At 39.6% G+C, this 19,930-nt stretch carries 18 protein-coding genes; 2 read left to right on the plus strand and 16 right to left on the minus strand.

Annotated features, from left to right (window positions below):
- Positions 1-90 precede the first annotated feature (90 nt).
- On the minus strand, positions 91-531 hold the full coding sequence (locus tag H1P_RS12475; protein WP_144867525.1) for an SMI1/KNR4 family protein: 441 nt from the start codon (positions 529-531) through the stop codon (positions 91-93).
- Between the two features lie 43 nt (positions 532-574).
- Positions 575-913 carry a hypothetical protein gene (locus tag H1P_RS12480; RefSeq protein ID WP_144867527.1) on the minus strand — a complete coding sequence of 113 codons (339 nt, stop codon included), beginning with the start codon at positions 911-913 and terminating at the stop codon, positions 575-577.
- Between H1P_RS12480 and H1P_RS12485 the strand changes: the two genes are divergently transcribed.
- Positions 907-2,217 (plus strand): aromatic ring-hydroxylating dioxygenase subunit alpha, encoded by a 1,311-nt coding sequence (locus H1P_RS12485; protein ID WP_144867529.1) that lies wholly within the window; start codon positions 907-909, stop codon positions 2,215-2,217. The two genes, H1P_RS12480 and H1P_RS12485, sit on opposite strands and share 7 nt — an antisense overlap.
- Positions 2,218-2,299: 82 nt before the next feature.
- Here H1P_RS12485 and H1P_RS12490 read toward each other — a convergent pair whose 3' ends face one another.
- The 6 genes from H1P_RS12490 to H1P_RS12515 form a co-directional block, all read right to left on the minus strand.
- On the minus strand, positions 2,300-3,388 hold the full coding sequence (locus tag H1P_RS12490; RefSeq protein ID WP_144867531.1) for a Vgb family protein: 1,089 nt from the start codon (positions 3,386-3,388) through the stop codon (positions 2,300-2,302).
- Positions 3,389-3,540: 152 nt separating this feature from the next.
- Positions 3,541-4,557 carry a zinc-dependent alcohol dehydrogenase family protein gene (locus tag H1P_RS12495; protein WP_144867533.1) on the minus strand — a complete coding sequence of 339 codons (1,017 nt, stop codon included), beginning with the start codon at positions 4,555-4,557 and terminating at the stop codon, positions 3,541-3,543.
- A 262-nt stretch (positions 4,558-4,819) separates the two neighbouring features.
- Positions 4,820-5,218, minus strand: a complete 399-nt coding sequence (locus H1P_RS12500) for a hypothetical protein (RefSeq protein WP_144867535.1) — start codon at positions 5,216-5,218, stop codon at positions 4,820-4,822.
- A gap of 84 nt (positions 5,219-5,302) precedes the next feature.
- The gene (locus H1P_RS12505; protein WP_144867537.1) at positions 5,303-6,508 is read right to left on the minus strand and encodes an MFS transporter; all 1,206 of its coding nucleotides are present in this window, start codon (positions 6,506-6,508) and stop codon (positions 5,303-5,305) included.
- 94 nt (positions 6,509-6,602) lie between these two features.
- Entirely contained in the window at positions 6,603-9,164 is a 2,562-nt protein-coding gene (locus H1P_RS12510; protein ID WP_222427037.1) for a TonB-dependent siderophore receptor, read from the minus strand.
- A gap of 288 nt (positions 9,165-9,452) precedes the next feature.
- On the minus strand, positions 9,453-10,481 hold the full coding sequence (locus H1P_RS12515; RefSeq protein WP_144867539.1) for a helix-turn-helix transcriptional regulator: 1,029 nt from the start codon (positions 10,479-10,481) through the stop codon (positions 9,453-9,455).
- Positions 10,482-10,495: 14 nt separating this feature from the next.
- On the opposite strand from H1P_RS12515, the gene H1P_RS12520 reads away from it, so the two are divergent.
- Positions 10,496-10,729: a hypothetical protein gene (locus H1P_RS12520; protein ID WP_144867541.1), complete on the plus strand. Its 234-nt coding sequence runs from the start codon at positions 10,496-10,498 to the stop codon at positions 10,727-10,729.
- Positions 10,730-10,732: 3 nt separating this feature from the next.
- Here the strand turns inward: H1P_RS12520 and H1P_RS12525 are convergent, their stop codons facing one another.
- The 8 genes from H1P_RS12525 to H1P_RS12560 all read right to left on the minus strand — a co-directional run bounded on the left by H1P_RS12525 (position 10,733) and on the right by H1P_RS12560 (position 19,803).
- Positions 10,733-11,365: a nucleotidyltransferase family protein gene (locus tag H1P_RS12525; protein ID WP_222427038.1), complete on the minus strand. Its 633-nt coding sequence runs from the start codon at positions 11,363-11,365 to the stop codon at positions 10,733-10,735.
- The gene (locus tag H1P_RS12530; protein ID WP_144867543.1) at positions 11,352-12,515 is read right to left on the minus strand and encodes an XdhC family protein; all 1,164 of its coding nucleotides are present in this window, start codon (positions 12,513-12,515) and stop codon (positions 11,352-11,354) included. The genes H1P_RS12525 and H1P_RS12530 overlap by 14 nt, the downstream gene beginning before the upstream one ends.
- Positions 12,516-12,570: 55 nt before the next feature.
- Positions 12,571-13,188 (minus strand): glutathione S-transferase family protein, encoded by a 618-nt coding sequence (locus tag H1P_RS12535; protein ID WP_144867545.1) that lies wholly within the window; start codon positions 13,186-13,188, stop codon positions 12,571-12,573.
- Between the two features lie 2 nt (positions 13,189-13,190).
- A complete protein-coding gene (locus H1P_RS12540; RefSeq protein ID WP_144867559.1) occupies positions 13,191-14,411 on the minus strand; it encodes an FAD-dependent oxidoreductase in 1,221 nt (406 codons plus the stop codon).
- Between the two features lie 93 nt (positions 14,412-14,504).
- Positions 14,505-15,656, minus strand: a complete 1,152-nt coding sequence (locus H1P_RS12545; protein ID WP_144867561.1) for a glycosyltransferase family 9 protein — start codon at positions 15,654-15,656, stop codon at positions 14,505-14,507.
- Positions 15,657-15,959: 303 nt separating this feature from the next.
- Entirely contained in the window at positions 15,960-18,083 is a 2,124-nt protein-coding gene (locus tag H1P_RS12550) for a xanthine dehydrogenase family protein molybdopterin-binding subunit (RefSeq protein ID WP_144867563.1), read from the minus strand.
- The gene (locus H1P_RS12555; RefSeq protein ID WP_144867565.1) at positions 18,080-19,075 is read right to left on the minus strand and encodes an FAD binding domain-containing protein; all 996 of its coding nucleotides are present in this window, start codon (positions 19,073-19,075) and stop codon (positions 18,080-18,082) included. Before H1P_RS12555 ends, H1P_RS12550 begins: the two co-directional genes overlap by 4 nt.
- Complete coding sequence (locus H1P_RS12560; RefSeq protein WP_144867567.1) at positions 19,075-19,803, minus strand: (2Fe-2S)-binding protein; 729 nt, start codon at positions 19,801-19,803, stop codon at positions 19,075-19,077. The genes H1P_RS12555 and H1P_RS12560 overlap by 1 nt, the downstream gene beginning before the upstream one ends.
- Positions 19,804-19,930: the final 127 nt, after the last annotated feature.

Genomic DNA, 19,930 nt, shown 5'->3' on the forward strand with positions numbered 1-19,930 from the left:
GATAATTTATCTTTGTTTGATATTAATTATGATTTAACAAGTTCATCTATCCATTCCCAAACAGAAGAATATATATTTTTGACAACTCCATTATCTTGATGGACATAAACAGGAGAATCTTTTTTTTTGTTCTTTGGGATCGGTTAAAATATACTGATCATTACCATCCCATGACTCAATAATAAAAATACACTCAGGTATCGTAAAAAAATCCTCATGTATTAGATCTCCATCTTCATTTTCTAATGCTTCTTCCCTATCTATCTTGAATTCTTCATTTATACGCACAATAGAATTATCGAAATTCCTAGTAGAAGGGGAAATATAAAAATGAGTTGAATCGTCTTTAATTAAAGAGCCTGCACCATGTCCGATTGTTTTGATAATTTGTCTATAGCTTAGAGGAAATTTACCATATCTTGATTCTAGTTCCAGAACTTCCGATTCACTGCAACCTTTCATGGCATATTCATAATAGACAATTTTACGAGAAAATAGTTCTGACTTTAGTTTTTCAATATTAGTAATCATAGACCAATCTTATTTTTTTCCGTCATTGGTGCGGTTGCCTTTTTCATCGTAGGTATACGTCTACTTGATAGTTATGGTCTGCTTCTGTTAATTGGTCGGTATCATCATAGTTATAGATGGATACTCCTTCGGGTGAAGCAAATTCTGTAATCCGATTGTTGATATCATAGCTATAATCATAATTAGCGATCGTTCCCGTACCGTTACTGTGGTCTAAATCCGTCAAACGTCCGTTGAGGTCGAAAGTGTAATCGGTTTCGGCAACTAACTGAGTCCCTGCCAAATCGCTATAGCGACCCATAGTATCCCTTTGAGGTTTATTATCAACTGCTCGTTTCTTTGTATACTTAAGCCAAGTTAGTATCTGAGCGAAATATGTCATCGTTTAATTTTTTTCAGCACTGGTATCCTCTATTACCCGTTGAAGATATCGATCCGCAAAAACTGACTACTGCAACTTTACTGGGAATTCCTTTGGTAATTTGGAAACAGCCATCATCAAAAACTTATCAGGTTTTTTTAGATCGCTGTCCTCATCGTCTTGCGCCATTAAGTGAAGGCAGAATTGATGATAAATCTAATAATTTGATGTGTAGTTATCATGGCTGGCAATTTGAAGCAAATGGAGATTGTACTCGCATTCCTCAAGCGGATAATCCAGAAATCATAGCTCAAAAGAATCAGAATTTCTGTGCTACAGTTTATCCTTCCTGCCAAAAAAACGATTTGCTTTGGGTGTGGATGGATGAGTCTTCAGCAGAAATAGCTGCCAAAACTTCTCTACCTCTATCATCAAAAATAGATTCTGATAAAGGTTTTGTTTGGTCATCAATGGTACGGGATTTAGAATATGACTGGCAGACATTAGTGGAAAATGTTGCCGACCCCAGTCATGTTCCTTTCGCTCATCATGGTATCCAAGGAAATCGAGAGCGCGCTCATCCGATTCCTTTAAATGTCGTGCAATCGACTATCGAGCTAATCAAAGCAGAAGTGGATAAACCTTTTAAGACGACGATTACTTTTGAACCTCCCTGTCATTTGGAGTATGAGATTGTGTTACCTGGAGGCAAACAATTAGGATTAATTACCTATTGTATTCCTGTTGCACCTGGTAAATCGCGAATTGTTGCTCAGTTTTCCCGCAATTTCGCCTACCAACTTCACCATTTAATTCCTCGTTGGTGGGATCATTTACAAAATCGTAATTTGATTTTGGATGGAGATATGGTTTTGCTTCATCAACAGGAAAGCTTTTTACAGAACATAAATTGGAAAACTGCTTACAAAATGCCTACCAAAGCAGATCGTTTGGTAATTGAGTTTCATTCTTGGCTCGATCGCTATTGTGAAGGCAAATTACCTTGGGAACAAGTGGGTGTTGTTGCTTCCCTGCCTACTGGGACAACATCCCGCGAAGTCTTATTAGACCGCTATCATCAACATACGCAGCATTGTAGCAGTTGCAGAAATACATTAAAGATCGTCAAGCTTTGGCAATGGATACTACTAACTTATTTCATTGTGATTGTCTCAATTGTGGCAGTTTTACCTGATAGTCTTAGGATTGATTTAGGGGTATGGTTGACGATCTCGGCACTCTTAGGGTTAGGCATTTCTGCTTTACTGAGATTTTGGTTGATGCCGAAATTTTACTTCATTGACTACGTACATTCACAAAGATAAAGGCGAACGCAAAGAGGTCAATAACGATCGACAATTAAATCAAGAACTAGAAGCTGTAGAATCAGGTTATCAAAATTAAAAGTTATAAGACAAAATGATGAACAAAAAAGCGATCGGGAATTTCTATTTTTTGTTCTGGTAAAAGGCGATGGCGCAGACGAGAGACTGTAACCCAGACATTATTACCCAGTGTCGTTAAATTAACAGGTAAGTCGAAACCCGATGCTAAAGTTTCTATTGGTTTGGGTTCAGTACCAGGGGACAAGACATCGATGCGTACAAGACGACCATCACCACTTTCCATGGCACCTTCGGTAAGCAAGAGTGAGCCATCGGGAGCAAACTGCATTCCATCAGGGTTTTCTAGTGGTCTTTCTAAGGAAATTAACTCTATTTGCGAGCCTTCAGGTTGGGGCATTATTTTGAGTAAGTCTCCTCTTGAGTACATTCCGACAATAGTTGTACCATTATCATGACGGGCAATACCAGCTAATCCTATTTTTTCTGATTCAGGACGGAATAATTCATCTTCTACCCAAGTCTCGAACTGGTTGGCTTCAGGAGCAAGATAATGAATCCGAGGCTGGAAACTATCAGTAACATAAACTCCCCCATCACTATCGAGAGCAATATCGTTACCAAAACCATTATCGGGCATCGAGAGCGATCTTATTACTTCCCCTGTAGAAGTATCGAGGGCGAAAACTCGATGAGGGCGACGCACTATTTCCCCATCAGCATTAGTAACACCTAAAAAATCAGGAGAAGTTCCCCAAAGTATTCCTCGTTGCTCATCTAATCGTAAACTGGTAGCTGCAAAGACTGACTCACTTCCTGGAAAAAAGATTTCCCTTGTGCCATCAGGAGCAATTTGCAAAATTTGTCCACTCACAATCGAACCAACATAGATTGTTCCATCACTAGCTTGGGTGATGCCATTGGGATATTGGAAGTCTTGGGGTAACTCGATCTTATTTTCAGCTTTAGTTTTGTTTTCTTTGTTGATGCTTTTGTTGCTTTGTGCTGCTACGGTTGTAACTAGAACCTTGTGAGAAAAAAGATGATCGCGTAGTGCATCGCTAAGGGCGAGATCGCCGTCATTCAATAGAAATGAAACAGAAACCACTGCAAAAGCAGTAATAGTGACTTGAGTAATTAATTTTTTTAGCATTAGTAAAATGTATAAATGCGGTTAACACTGGAGACTTAAAATTACTCAAGCATCTTCCATTCTCCAGTAGGAGAGTAGATGTCAGACAGTCGAAGAACTGCTATCTACGCCAGTATCCTAGAATCACTGTTCGTTCTACGGCGGGGAATATGTCAAAAAGAAATAACTACCTTACCTAAATGTAAGCCTCGTTTGAGATATTCAAATGCTTCTTGGGTTTGCTCTACAGGAAAGATGCGATCGATTATGGGATGAATATCTAAAGATTCGATTTCTCGATTCATAGCCTCAAATTGATGCGTTCCACCCACTTCTAGTCCGCGAATTGTTGCTTGTTGGTGTAATAAAGATAAAACATCGATATTTGATTCAAAACCATCTAATAAGCCCACAACTGAAATATGACCACCCATTCGTAGTGCTTTCAGCGATCGCCTTATATTGCTTCCGCCTACTGTTTCGATAACTATATCTGCACCATAACCTTGAGTCATATTGCGTACAGTTGTTTCCCAATCGCGATCGTTTTTGTAATTAATAACTATATCTGCACCTAACTTTTGTGCTTTCTCTAATTTCTCATCACTACTAGAAGTAATAATTACCTTTGCTCCTAGTGCTTTGGCAAATTGGAGAGCGAATATAGATACACCGCCTGTTCCCTGTAACAATACAGTATCATTGGCTTTTAAATTACTGTAACTTAAAGCATTCCAAGCGGTAAGACCTGCGATTGGTAAAGTAGAAGCCTCAATAGTAGTCAGATTACTAGGAAGAGAAATAAGTTGGTTAGCAGAAAAACACTTGTATTGACTAAGTTGACCTGAGATATTACCTAAACCTTGTCTAGTTTGATAGTCAGTTGTTCGCGTAGTAGGTTTACCATTAATCCAATCGGGAATAAAAGTTGTCGATACTTTATCTCCAGGCTTAAATGCTGTAACTTCTTCTCCTACTCTTTCGACAATACCAGCCCCATCACAAACTGGAATATAGGGCAGTGATAAATTAGGATTTAATAATCCTTTAATTACTAGCAAATCCACATAGTTAAGAGATACAGCTTCGATTTTTACTAAAACTTGTTTTTCGGTTGGTTGAGGTTTGAGTTGTTCGACAATTTTGAGATTGTTGAGACTAAAGTTATCCACAAGCTGAATTGTTTTCATGGACTCACCGATCTAGTTACAAGTTTTATGATGCAGTCGATCGCTCGATCCTGTCCAATACCTTTATGTAGTTATATTGATACCAAATAAGTATTAGTATTTTTCTCAGAATGGGACATATCGTACCGTTTCTTTTACCTTATCGGTCGAAAGGAACAATCTATTTTTGTAGATAAAAAGCTTCTAACCCTGATTATTTGTAAATCTTAAGTCCTTCCTTTGAAATTAGTTGCTGATGATTTCCCAACGTATCTAAATCTATTTAACTTTTAATCCATTCTTCTGCTTCAGTATTGGTGGCAAAAGCTTGACCAGAACAGCCAAACAGCGAATTAATCGTTTTGGGTAGTTTTACTTGTTGCTCTTTTAAGGCTTCAGGCGAATCAATGACCATTGCCATGCCGATACAGTATTGAGCAATTTGTGGTTTATTTTGCTTTGCCCATTGGGCGATCGCTAAATGAAATTTTTTAGATTCTTCTGCTGGTACTGATTCCTTTTCTATACTTGTCTGCCGTAAGATGAGGCTAAATGACTCGCTACGAGATAGCCATTCACTAAAACGAGCTAAAAAATTTTGTGTATTTTCTAAGGTGGCAGCACCTTTAAAATGGACGTAAATAATGGGATATTTTTCTTCAGTAATAACAATTTGGCTCATTTTTTTATAGGTAATAATAGTTAATGAGTAATAAGTAATAAGTTTTTATGTGTTTTCTCTGCACCTATTGCACCTATTGCTTACTTACTGAGTTGATAGCTTGGGAGCGAAAGTTTTCGCCGTTAATGCTACACTTGCCAGACTAATAACCAGAGAAATTATAAATAAGGAAACATATCCTAAAGCTTCAGCCATCACTCCAGCGATTCCGCTTGCAAAAATAGTACTGAAAGTCGAAAATGAAGCCTGAAGAGTGTAATCTGTGCCAGCAGTATCTAATTCGCTTCGATCCATCATCACTGTAAACTTTGCAGTAGAAGCCATGCTGAAAGTCATTTGGACAATGATGCAAGCTAGATATAGTAGCGGTGCATTGACGATCTTCATTCCAGGAATTAAATAAAGAGCGATCGCTAAAGATTGCAAAATACCAAAAATAATCAGCGATCGCTTGCGCCCCAAAGGAGTAATCAAAAACCCCGCTATCGGCGCACCGACCATCGCAGCACTAAAACCAATAATTCCTGTTAGTAGACCGATTTCTTCTAAAGATAGTCCCAAATCCACTAGCAATGGTTGAAACATAAAAGTTGCCATTCTAATACCCAGGCTATAAGTCAGCAAAATGAACAACCAACTTGTGATTCCTCGCCGACGACAGAATTTAATCAAGGCTTTGAAATTGGGTTTTTCCTGCCTTAAGTTAGTCTGAGTTTTTTCTTGATGTAGCCAAATAGGGAGCGTTGCTAGTAAAGTAAACATTGCCATAATTAATAGACTATTTTGCCATCCCCAGCGATTGAGCAAGATTAACATTCCGCCTCCGCCAATAATCGCACCCAGATAGTTACCCGCACCTTGAACTCCGTTACCTACACCTCGTTCTTCAATCGAGAGTAAATTAATCGCTAAAGCATCAGTAGCAATGTCTTGAGTAGCTGCCAAAAAGCAAACGATGAATAAGCTAATTATCATTGCCATGGGATTTTGTTCGATATTCAGAAAAGCAACAGCTATCAAAGTTAAAGCTAGTAGACTTTGACAACCGATAATCCAAGGACGATAATGCTGATGCTCGCTAAAACTATAGCGATCTACTAGAGGCGACCACAAAAATTTGAGCATCCAGGGTAGTGAAATCAAAGGAAGCAAACCAATCGCATTTAAAGCAACTCCCTGCTGACGCAAAAATACGGGTAAAGCCTGATAGAAAAAGGCGATCGGTATGTACTGGGAAACGTACAAACAGCCGAGTAAGCTAAATTTAGTTAGATTTTTCTTTGAAGTCATGGTGTTTGCTCTTTGGAAAAAAGGCGATCGCTGAAACTAATGTAACTTCTCTAAATTCAATCCCATAATGATATTTTTGAGCAAAATAATTAAATCAAAATTGAACAGAAACCGAGCCAATTACTGTAAAAGGTTCTCCTACTTCTATATTTCTTAATCTACTAAAGGGAGTTCCCCGAACATAATCAACATCAAAAATATTTTTAAAGTTTACGGCTAATTTCCAGCTATCTCGTTGATAAGATATGGCTGCATTGGTCAGAAAATATTCGTCTAATTTAAAGCTGTTATTGATATCGCCTTCCCTTTCTCCGACAAAATTCAAACCAATACCAAATCCCAATCCTTCTAGGCTACCTTGTTGGATAGTGTAATTTGTCCACAAGTTAAAACTGTGTTCGGGTATGCCAACTAGGTTATTCCCTACAGGTATTAGATTATCTTCAGTTACTTCGGCATCAATGTAAGCATAGGAAGCGATTGCGTTCCAGCCTGGTAAAATTTCTCCGCTAAGATCGAATTCAATCCCTTGACTGTTTTGTTCTCCCGTAGCCACAAAAACATTAGTCACACCTTGAAAATCTGGATCGGGGGAAGCAACATTTTGTTTGGTGATATTAAAGTAAGCTACAGTAACAGCAAGCTGATTGGGTATAATATCGGCTTTGATACCGACTTCAAAACCTTCTCCCTCTTCTGGTTCGAGTAAATCACCTTCTGCTGTCGTTTCTGTACCAGGAGTAAAAGATTGTGCATAGCTGGTATAAAGGGAGATAGGGGGAACTGGTTGATATACTAAACCGATACGGGGAGTTAAAGCGTCTGGGTTTTGAGATTGTTCACTTTCGCCAAAGGCTAGACCACTGATATCAAGGGTTTGGTCGATATTGTCATAACGCAAACCTCCTAGCAATTTAAAATTGTCAGTCAAAGATATTTGGTCTTGTAGATAAATACCAAATCTGGTGGTTTCAATCTGTTCATCTCTTGCGGTTACTCTTTGGCTAGCATCGCGAGGAAAAGCACCATAAACAGGATCGAAAACGTTAAGAGGTAGGAGATCGGTAAAATTGACTTCCGTTAATAGATCGGCATAGGTATTACTAAAATCGACACCAAATAGCAGCTTATGCTCGATCGCCCCTGTGGTAAATTCTCCCACCATATTGGTTTGCAAAGCATAATTTTCTTTGAAATCATCAACCGATGAATCAGCACGCAGCAGATTTCCCGTAGTCTCATCAAAATTAATCGGAGTAGCAGTCAAACCATCACGATTTTGTCTGCCGTACTGAAATTGATTGCGTATTTGCCAATTTTCATTGAAGCTATGACTCAGAGTATAGCCAGTTGTCAGAGTTTCTGTATGATTAAAATCATCTGGCTCATTAAAAATGCGACCGCGATCGACATCAATTACTCCTTCACCAAAAGCAATTAACCCACTGTTATAAGGTCGTTGATCATCAAGATATTCTAATTGAAATCCTACTTGAGTACGTTTTCCTATGTTCCAAGTTAAAGCTGGTGCAATAAAAAATCGCTCGTTATTTTGGTCAAAATCTCGAAAACCATCATCATTCTGGTATAAAGCATTGAGGCGATAAAGTAAGCTGCCATCTGAAGTTAAAGAACCAGATATATCTATACGAGGCTTAACAAAATTGCGATTTCCTAGCTCTAATTCCGCTTCATAAAAAGGTTCTGCTAGAGGTTTTTTAGTAACCAAGTTGATTACACCACCAGGATTAACCTCACCATATAAAATTGAGGCTGGCCCTTTTAACACTTCAATTTGTTCGAGATTGGCTATTTCTGACAGATTTTGAAATCCAGAACGCGCTAAGTTATCTGAGGCAGATAGGGTAAATCCATCGCTGAGAATAGTAGCACGCTCGAAGCCCCGAATCGCAAATCTAAAGCTTGTTCCTTCCGTAGTACCACCAACTACACCACTAACATTGCGGAGTGCTTCTTCTAAGTTGGTTATTTGTTGGTCTTCTAGCACCTGTTGGGGAACTACCTGAATTGATTGGGGAACATCCCGCGCTGGGGTATTTGTCCGAGTACCAGTGGTAGCATCGGGAACAAAATAATCATCATCTTCCCTTTCCCCTGTGGCAATAATTTCGATTTCCTCATCGGGTTCGGTTGCTGTTGTAGTCCCTTGAGGGGAAATGCTCAAGACCAAATCATCCGTACCTGTAACTATTTCTACGGATGGTGTTTGTGCTGCTCCCGTAATCCTAATCTGAATACTGTCGCGAGTTGTTTGGTTGACTGTAATTTTCCTAATCTGAGGTGCAGGATTTAGTTCTTCTATACCATCTTTAAGGGAAGATTCTAAAGTTGCATCCAAAATATCAATTACCAGCTCTTTACCTTCAGGGAGAATCAACGGGACTAATCTTTCACTTCCTGCTGAAGTTTTTAAGATAACCTCTAATTTATTATCTGTTTGATTCAGTTCTACTGCTGTTACCCGAACAATCGCCGAATTTTGTTGTGCCAATAGATAGCTCGCAGAAGTAGCATAAAAATGCTCTGTGGAAACTTTCACTGTTGGTAGCCTCATTGCTTCTGATGCTAAAGTAGATTGCGCCATCAATAAAGCGATCGCTCCTCCTAACACATTCAAACACGTATTATGTGCCAATCCGTTCATTAATTACTCACTTGCATCACTTGTCAAACTCAACTCAACCATTGCTAATGCCTATATTTCTTATTAGTTAAGTGAAATTATGATATTACATAAAAGCAAGCGCAATCTTTGTGAAACCGACTTTTTTTCTTTGTGAAACCGACTTTTTTGGAAGGCAGAAGTCAGAAGTCAAGATGATGAAGGCAAGAGGCAAGAGGCAAGAGGTAATAGTAATAATGATTCCCCAGTCCCCCAGTGACGACTCCCCATCGCCCTCCGCACACCTGCACCTCTGCCCCTCTATACCCATCGCCCTAATTGATAAGCTTTTGGACTTACACCAAATTTTCGTCGAAACGCAGTACTAAATGCTTCTGGATTACGATATCCTACTTGATTGGCTATCTGAGCAACGGTTATATGATGGGAATGAAGCAGGTATTGAGCTTGTTTCATACGGTAATCGCGTAAATATCCAAACACTGTTGTGCCAAACAGAAAACGAAATCCTTGCTTAAGTTTGCGATCGCTCAAGCCAACTTGATGGGTTAATTCCGTTAAAGATGGTGGATTGTTTAAATGCTTAACCAAAATATCTCTGGCATACTGCACCCGCTCTAAATCACTAGGATTCAGAGGACGTTGACTAGATGTAGGGGAATCAGCTTCAAGACAAGCAAACTGTAGCGTTAATAGCTCCAGAGCCTTGCTTTCTAGATAGAGTTGCTGTGTCGAACCTTGATAGGGACAGTGGAGGATTTGCTGAAGTACCTGAACCATCGCTGGGGTTATTTTTCCTAAAGACTGATGAAATCTTTCAGAATCTTGCATCAATATTTGTAAAGGGCGTGGCAAGGTGTTCTTAGTTGTGCTGAAGTTACAAAAATAATCCACATTGGCATAAATCTCTACTATCTGAAGGGGTGCATTAGACCGCCATTGCTCAAATTTGGTCATACTTGACAAATGATCGAGGTAATTGTATCCCGCCACTTCTTCATAGTCTGGTTCAATCTCAGATACTCCAGACGTTTTCACCCGACAACTACCTGATAAATAAAACTTAGCTACTACGGGAAATGTTCGACCGTGATGCCGTTCTAAATTTAAAGTTTGCCATAGTTGACCACTACCAATACAAATAGTTAATCCTCCTCTGATTTGAATAATGCGAATACCTGCCTCTCCCAACTTGCGTGGCAAATTTTCCTGAATCCCCAACTCAGTTTTCTGGTATATCAACTCCCCTTGTTGTTCTGCTTGAGCTTGGAGTTCTTTGATATCTTCGATTGTGAGGGCAAGAACACCACGTCTTGATGAAATAGGCATCTTCAAATATTTTAGTGAGAATTTTTCTTAATAAAATAGCAGTAAGACTTATTATAGTTGTATTTTTAGCTACTATTACGAGACTGCACGAAAAAGCGATCAAACAAAGTCTGACACTTCGAGATCGCACCGCGCCTCGGCAGAGCCGAGATCGCTTTTTTGGTAATATAGCGTTGACGGAAGGAAATGCCGAGGAAACATCGGCTTACGTTGTCCCCTTGTGGGATTCCATTCCTGTGTTGACATAATTACTATTGTTTTAAATTAGTACGATCACTTGAAATTAAATGTTGATAATTTTCAAACGTATCTAAATCTATTTCGCCTTGAGGAAAATCTATCTTGTCAACTAGCTTTGGATATTTATTAATTATTTTTTTAGCCCCGCGATCGCCTTTTAGTTCTATTAGTTCTGAGAAAAAACGGCGAGGAAATAAGGCTGGTATTCCTTTAGTTTTTTCATATTGACTGGCAATTATAAGTTTATTGTTTGAATGATAAACATCAATTAGTCGATCGATAATTTCAGCAGAAATAAAAGGCTGATCGCAGGTAAGAAAAACTACTCCATCTATGTTTAAAAATTGCTTTTTAATATATGCAATTCCACAACGAATAGAACTACTAATTCCCTCATTCCATTGAGGATTTTTAACTATTTTTATGGGAAGTTGAGCTATTTCTGGTTCTATTTTATTAGCATTTGCTCCTAGTATTACTATTACTGGACTGCACGAAGAAGCGGTCGCGCATTTAGTAATATAGCCAAGTAAAGTTTGTCCTTGATAGAGTAATAATTGCTTCGGTTGACCCATTCGTCTAGATGCACCAGCAGCAAGGATAATAGCAGCGACAGGAGTTTTTTTCTCTTTATTTTTGTTCAACTGTCAAGACCGTTTCTGGTTGTCCGACTTGCTTTTGCTTAATATCGTATCTTTGATGGAGAGGTTGAGAGCGATATTTTAAGAAACCAGCATTACGTGTTGCTAAAACTGCTTGAATCTCGGTAACGATCGCGCTAGCAATTTCTGTGGGAGTATCCGCTCCAATATCCAAACCGATGGGACTGTATAATTTTTCTAATTGGGTTTTAGTAGGATTTAGTTCCTCTATTATTTTAGCAATGCGATTTTTTGAACCCATCACACCCAAATAAGGAATTTTTGTTGGTAGGAGAAATTTTATAATATCGCGATCGTCAAAATAATTATGAGTCATGACAACAGTTACGGTATTTTCACTTACTGATATCTGTTGGCTAATAATGTCCCGACGGGTAAGAATAATTTTATCTGCTTTGGCAAATCTTTGATAGGTTTTTTCTTGTGCGCGACAATCAACTATAGTAACTTGCCAGCCTATGGCTTTAGCTAATTCTACTACAGGCAGGGCATCTCGACCCGCACCAAAAATAATTAAAGAAGTGGGGGGGTGAATGACTTCGATAAAAACTTCTACGCTACCTGATGATAATTGATATTTATTAACAGTCGATCTTCGCGTATTTTTAGCAGCAATAGTGTCAGCAGAGATCGCTTTTTTCAACTCTCGATCTTGAATATCGGTGTAGGTAGTATCGTCAGGATAAAGAATAAAACGAGAGCCAATTTTTAAATTAATCGTACCTTCTACAGAGAAAATAGTAGCGATCGTGCCATATTTTTGATTTTTCAGACATTGAGCAATTAAATTTAGAGGAGAGAGATTTAAAGAGCGATCGAGTTTTTCTAGTAATATTTGTACTGCACCATTACAACCCAGTCCAAAACCCCAAATAAGGTCTTCTTCCGAAGTAGCATCGTAACTTATTAAAAGAGGTTCGCTCGCTATTTGTTTAGTATATTGCCAGATATCATTTTCTACACAACCTCCGCTTAAAGTGCCTACCATTTCGCCTGTTTCTGTAATTAACATTTTTGCTCCTTTTTGGCGGTAAGTAGAACCAAAAGTATTAACTATAGTTGCTAGAAAAGTAGTTTCTCCTTTTTGTGGGCTTTTCTCAAAAGCATTAGTAATTGCTTGTAATTCGTGCATTTTTTCTCATTGTTCAAAAGTTAAGCTTAAATGACAGCTGGTGTTAGTAAAATAATTATTGCTTTGATTGAGGAATAGTTGAATAAACTGATTCTCGCTGATGGAGTTGGTCGAACCAAGTTTTTAAATGAGGATAGTCTAATTTCCAATTTTCATTAAACCGTAAATTATAATAATCAAAAGAACATAAAGCCGATATATCAGCAATTGACCAGATTTCACCTCCTAATAAATATTCAGTTTGGGCTAATTCTTTTTCAAAAACCGAAAAGAGGTAATTGATAGATTGTTCTAACATTAACTGATAAGGAGTCGGGTTTTCTTTGTTCGTTAAGTTCAAAATCCACAGACTGATAATCTTATTTCCTAACGTATCTGCTAACTCTTCCCATTTTCGACATTCAAGCCGTTCTCTAAAATCAGCAGGGTAAAATCTCGGTTCTGGATATTTTTCATCTATATATTCTGCAATTAGACTAGAATCCCAAATCGTTGTACCATCTTCATCTACCAGTACAGGGACTTTCCCAATAGGAGAAACTTCCAAAAAGGAAGGAGGTTTATTCATCAAGTTAATTTCTTTGAGTTCATAAGGTATCTGTTTTTCAGCTAGAAGGATTCGGATTTTTCGAGAAAAGTTAGATTGTGGGTGATAATATAGGATTCGGTTCATGCTCAATACCAAATATTGCTAATACTTGAAAAAGGTTTGTAGTTATGAAGCCAATCAGTAAAGTTACTATCGAAATTTCTGCGCTGTTGTGGTTGTGACGGTGGCTTTGTTTTGTCATCAGTTTTCCACTGGTTCTTTTCGGCTTCAGCACTCTTAATTTGCATAATCTTAGCGCGCTCTATTCTTTCTTTTTCATATTCGTTAAAAGCTTCTTCAATGGTAGAAAATCGCACCAGACATTGTGTTAGTACCCAGGCATCTTCAAAAGTACTGTTAGCACCCTGTCCTACTGAGGGACTCATGGGATGTGCTGCATCGCCTAATAGAGTAACTCTACCTTTACTCCAGCTACCAAGAGGAAGGCGATCGCAAATTGGAAATTCAAAAATTTTTTCTGGTGGAGTGATTTCAATTAAATTACGTATCGGTTCTGCCCAATTAGTTAAATCTTGAAGAATACGATCTTTCATTGCTTCATCATTAGTTGAAAGGTGATATTCTGGAGCAAATTTTCGAGTAGTCCAATTCAGATATCCATCCCCGACATTAATCAGAAATAGAAACTGTTTGTCACTAACAATGCGAACTATTTCATCGGGATTAAGGATATTTATATTTTGCTGGCACTTGATAATAGCTCGCCAAGACATACTATTAAGATAGCGGGGTGGCTCTTCTCCTATGAGGGTTTTTCTAACTGCGGAGTTGATGCCATCAGCACCAATTAATAAATCTGCACGGGCTGTTTTTCCTCCTTCAAAATAGATTTCTACGTTTCCTCGATCGCGCTGCGCCTCGCCTTGGGCGAGATCGCTTTGTTTAAAACCAATACATTGGCGATCGAGGTGAATACTATTGGCAGGTAGTTTTGATACAAGTATTTGTTGCAAATGCCACCACCAAATAGTTACGATAGCTTGTCCGTATTTTTCGATTAATTGAGTAGTTGGACTAGAGCTAATTATTTCTCCAGCAATATTTTTTCTAACTATTTTGTGTGGGCAGCAGCCAGAATTTTTAATAGTTTCAACTATGCCAGGTTCAATAAGCTCTAAAAAATTCAACCCATTGGGAAACAAAGCCAAGCCTCCACCAACAGGGCGAAAATCTTTCGCTTTCTCGTAAACTTGAACGTTAATACCTTGTTTGTGTAGAGCGATCGCACAAGCCAATCCCCCAAGTCCAGCCCCAATAATAGCAACGTTTTGTGCAGAAGTACCCATGTTTTTCCTATCTCTAATTGTTCATCTATTTAAATTTTTTTATAGTGGCATTTTTTTAGACTATTTTGGTAATTACTCTAGTGTTTACTGTGATTACCACAACATTTTGCGCTCTTCTAATATTTTAAGAGTGTAAAGGCGATCAAGATTTACATTTTTTTTAACAGCCGAGGTTCTATAGGTTTCAATCGCCGCAGACAAATCAAAGTCAGGATTTAAGAGGTGTTTCGCTCCTTCAATCACTTCTGGTATACGCAGATCGAGTTCTTTGTCCATACAAGAAACCGATTGATTAAGACAAATTCGCGTCCGACATTCTAACTTCATGTCCTGAAAGCAAGGATATTGAGGACAAGGAGGAAGAACTGAGTAAAAAGGCATATTGGCATAAGTAGGATCGGGCCATCTGACACCCGATATTGCTAACCATCTAGTACCAACAGACGGTGCAAGAAAGGCAAAACCAGTATGAGGTGAAATAAATAAATCTGATAATTCAATTAGAGCAAGCTGGTTGAAAATTCCTGTATCGTAGCAGTTAATCGCATTGGGGATTGTGGAAAAAAGCTCTTCAAGCTCGGTTTGACAATAAGTATGCGTGGTTGTTCTACCAGATTTACTTTTGGTATGACCTAAAACCAATAAACGAATCTGAGGAAATGCTTCGTTCAAGTTTTGAAACAGCAACTTCCACCACCGAATTTGTGGATAGATTTTTTCTGAGGAAGAGCCAGCTAAAAGAATAGAGAAAATTAAATTTTGTTGTTTAAACTGTTTTGCGTACCGCCGTGCCGATTCTGGTAAAGACATTTTGAACTTGGTTTCGGTTCTAAAGTCAGGAGCAATTGTATTACCCTGCCCTGGCTCACCTCTAATTCCCTGCCACAAACGAGCTTTGCACAGATTGTTGATAATATTATGGGAATTAATAAGTTTTTGAGAGTAATTGCCTTTAGGATTAAGCCAACGCCTAGAATATACGATATAATCCCAATCTTTCGATAATTCTTGAAGACAATTGGCCAATTCACCTTCGATTGCTATTTCATCAACGTCAATTGGATAGCACTTTGCTACCCAAGAGCAACTTTTGGCAAGTTCCACAGGGGTTCGAGAATTTAATAATAGGTGAATTTCTAAATCGGGATTGGCTGCATAATATTCTGCTGCAACAGCAAATCCTTCGACAGCATGACCTACAGGATGATAATAAAGCCAATTGATCAGTAATGTTCGTTTGGACATATTAATAAGCGGGAGTATCTAGTAGATAAATACTCTATTTTTCGCAAAACTTTATTTCTAGAGATTGCTGAAAATCAATGATACATATAGAAAAATCATCCTTATTTGTAAACCTCCTTAACCGCAGCCACAATAGTTGGAGATGCTTTGTTGATACCTAAGACGCGGTAAAATCCCTGAAGAAAATCTATTTATAATATAATTCACCTCAGAAATTCAACCCGTCTGTGTAGAGTTGACGACCACTAGGCTTTATTCTACTTATTTATCTTTAGTGGAGGAGTTAAACCTCGATCTCGATATTCAAAGTAATTTATCGGGAGTAATAGGCAAACTGCGGATACGCTTGCCAGTAGCGTGATACACGGCATTAGAAACAGCAGCAGATACGCCTGTAATCCCGATTTCGCCCACTCCACGCACACCCATCGGATTAAAATTGAAATCTGGCTCACCAACAAAATTTACTTCAATGCGGGGAATATCTGCATGGGCTGGGTAGTGATAAGTCGCTAAGTCGTAAACTACAGGATAGCCAGTATTGGGATCGAAATGACATTCTTCCATTAAAGCTTGTCCAATGCCCATAATTACGGCGCCGCGTATCTGAGAAGCTGCTGTTTTGCTATTAAGGACTCGCCCGATATTAATTACCGAAACCCAACGAGTTACGCGGAGACGAGCAATTTCTTCATCAACAGTAACTTCACAGAAATGCGCCCCCCAAGAGTTAAAAGCAAACTTTTTACTCTCTTCACTAGGAGCAGATGATGCAGTTGCTTCATAGGCTGCACGTCCCGACTCGCGGAGGTTGGCAAAAGCTTCTGGTGCGTTTTGGGCGTTTGCTGTTTCGAGAACTTTCTGACAAGCAGCTAAAACCGCAGGAGTAAGGGTAGCAGTCATTTGAGAGCCTCCAGCCATCCCGCCATTTGGCAACACTGAGTCCCCTAATTCCACCTTAACTTTGGCTACTGGCAGCCCTAGAGTTTCCGCAGCAGTCATTGCTACCACAGTGTAAGCTCCCGTTCCCATATCATTAGCTGATGTCAAAACGTGAGCCGTACCATCGGGAAGTAAGCGTACTTGAGCCTCCGCACTACTTCGTAAAGCGGGAAAGGCGGAGGATGCCATTCCCCAACCGACTAACAGATCGCCCTGCTTCTGAGAACGTGGTTGCATCTGGCGTTGACTCCAGCCAAACTTTTCTGCCCCTGTTTTCAAACATTCTGCAAAATGTTTTGCTGAGAATGGCAGTTTTTTGCGCTGATGTTCTTTTGTTTCATTTCTCAAACGCAATTCTACTGGGTCTATATTAAGCTCCCAAGCTAACTCATCCATAGCAGACTCTAAAGCAAACATCCCTGGATTTTCCCCAGGCGCACGCATAAAAGTAGGCGCACCCACGTTAAGTACTGCTATCTCTTGTTTGAGTCGCATATTCGGCGTAGCGTAAAGAACGGGGGTGATGCCAGTGCAGGGTTCGGGAAAATTTTTAACTGGGGAAGTGCAAGTTTTGGCTGTATGCTCGATCGCTTTTAGTTTGCCGTCTTTGTTAGCTGCCAAGCGCATAGTTTGTTCGGTTTGCGATCGATGTCCAGTGTTAGCAGTCATTTGACGACGGGAGACAACTACTTTAAGAGGACGCTGAATTTCTCTAGCAGCAGCAACACAGAGAATACCGTGAGGCCAGGGAAATGCCTTTGAACCAAATGCTCCGCCGATATAGGGACTGATGATCCGAACCCCCTCGACAGGAATACCTAACAGTTCGGCATAAGTTCTTTGAGAACCTTTTACCCACTGAGTCGGTTCGTAAACCGTTACCGAATCTTGATTTTCCCAATGAGCTACCAGTGCGTGAGGTTCCATTGGTGCATGAATTTCTATTTCAGTAGTATAGGTTGCTTCTGTCTTTGCAGCAGCATCCGAGCTAGCTATCGAGAAATCCCCTGTCTCGAACGTCCCTTCCTGAAATTCAAAATCTTCCCCAAAAAGAGAAGGAGCTTTTTGATAAGTTGCTTTTTGTGCCTCAACTTGGGGTTGTTCTGTTTGGTATTGCACTTTTACTAAATGAGCAGCATCCCGCGCTCTTTCCAAGGTATTTGCTACAACTAAGCCAACGATCTGTCCTGCATAATGAATGAGATCGTCCGCTAAAGGTAGCCTCGATTCGTAAAGACCGAAGAAACCATTACTAGGTTGAAATATCTTCGGCTGGTTTCTGTGGGTGAAAACTGCAATCACTCCAGGGTTATCCTCTGCTTCTTTAGTGTCGATATTGTGAATACGTCCGTTAGCAATAGTTGCAGTTACTAAATAACCGTGAACTAAACCTGGAATTTGGTGTTCTGCTCCGTAAGTTGCTTCCCCTGTAACCTTAACCCGTCCGTCTTTGCGACTAACTGATGTACCAATAATCTGATTCATGCTTCTCCTCCTCCTTGTGCTGAAACTGCTAGGGCGCGACGAATTGCCCTTTTTGATAGTTCTATTTTGAATCCATTATGAGCAAGGGCTTGAGCATCTTTTAGGGCTATTTCTGCTGCTTGCTCGAAATTAGATTTGTTTGCTGCCTTACCGATTAAAAATTCTTCTGCTTCAGTTGCTCGCCAAGGTTTGTGTGCCACTCCACCCAAGGCAATTCTCGCATTTTTAATTTGTTCTCCCGAAACTTCTAAAGCGGTAGCCACTGAAACTAAAGCAAAAGCATAGGAAGCGCGATCGCGTAGCTTGAGATAGACCCCCGATTGAGCAAAGGATACGGGAGGTAAAATTACTGCGGTAATTAATTCTCCAGGTTCTAAATTAGTATCGCGTTCGGGAGTATTGCCAGGCAGACGATGAAAATCGACAAAAGGAATTTCCCGCTTACCCTCAACTCCCTGAACTTCTAATGTCGCATCTAGTGCTACCATTGCTACGGACATATCTGAGGGATTAACTGCTACACAGCGATCGCTAGATCCCAAAATGGCATGAATGCGATTAATACCAGTTGCTGCTGGACAGCCTGTATCTGGTTGGCGTTTATTGCAAGGAAAAGCAGTATCGTAATAGTAGGGACAGCGAGTGCGCTGCATCAGATTTCCCCCCACCGTTGCCATATTGCGAATTTGTTGGGAAGCCCCAGCTAGAATAGCCCTAGAGAGCAGAGGATAATTGTTCCGCACATCAATATTATTGGCTAAAGCTGTATTGGTAACTAGCGCACCAATTTTCAAGCCTCCTTCATTGGTTGTGGCGATTTGTTTCATTGCCAAACGAGATACATCAAGGAGTTGAGATGGCTCGTCTAAAAACACTTTCAGGCGATCGACTAGATTAGTGCCACCTGCAATAAATAGAGCATCGCGATCGCTTGTTGCCCGACTCACCGCATCTTCAACGGAGTTAGGGCGTACATAAGCAAAATTTTTCATTAGCTTACTTCCTCTACTTGCTGATTCTCAATTGACGCAGCAGGGGAGGGCGGAGTTTGCCCAGCAGCTTGCTGTACGGCTGCGACAATGCCATTGTATGCACTGCAACGACATAAATTACCACTCATTCTCTCTTTTATTTCAGTTTCCGATAAAGAAGCCAATTCAGGAGGGCTGGTTAGATCGGGGGTAACATAACTAACAGAACCATTTTTAATTTCATCTAGCAAGGCAACTGAGGCACATATTTGTCCTGGGGTACAATAACCACACTGAAAACCATCATTATCTAGAAATGCCATTTGCACTGGATGCAAATTATCCTCTGTTGCTAAACCTTCGATAGTAGTAATTTCTTTATCTTCTTGCATCACTGCTAAAGTGAGACAAGAATAAACTCTTTCTCCGTCGATGATTACCGTACAAGCTCCGCATTGACCGTGGTCGCAACCTTTTTTACTTCCTGTTAATCCTAGCTGTTCCCGCAGCGCATCTAACAATGTTACTCGTGGTTCGACATTAAGCTTCTGGAACTCACCGTTTATTTTTAGTCTTATCATAGTTTCGCCTTCAACTAGATCATTTGAAGCAGAATCTGCTGTTTTATTTTGACAGGAATTGAGCAAAGATGGAGCAGCGATTGCTGCTCCTGCTGCTGTTAGGGATTGCCCCAAAAAATTACGTCGAGATCTTTGTTTTGGCGAGAGTTTTTTTTCTTCGTTTGACATTATATTCTTCTCTTCGATCTTATTTATAGTTTTCTAATAGTGCAGCGTAGCTTCAGCAATAATTTTTTAATTGTTAATTTTAAGGGTAGAATATGACACAAAAATGACAAAATTTAGAAATTTAACT

The organism is Hyella patelloides LEGE 07179, assembly GCF_900659865.1.
In the GTDB taxonomy this organism is placed as follows: Bacteria; Cyanobacteriota; Cyanobacteriia; order Cyanobacteriales; family Xenococcaceae; genus Hyella; species Hyella patelloides.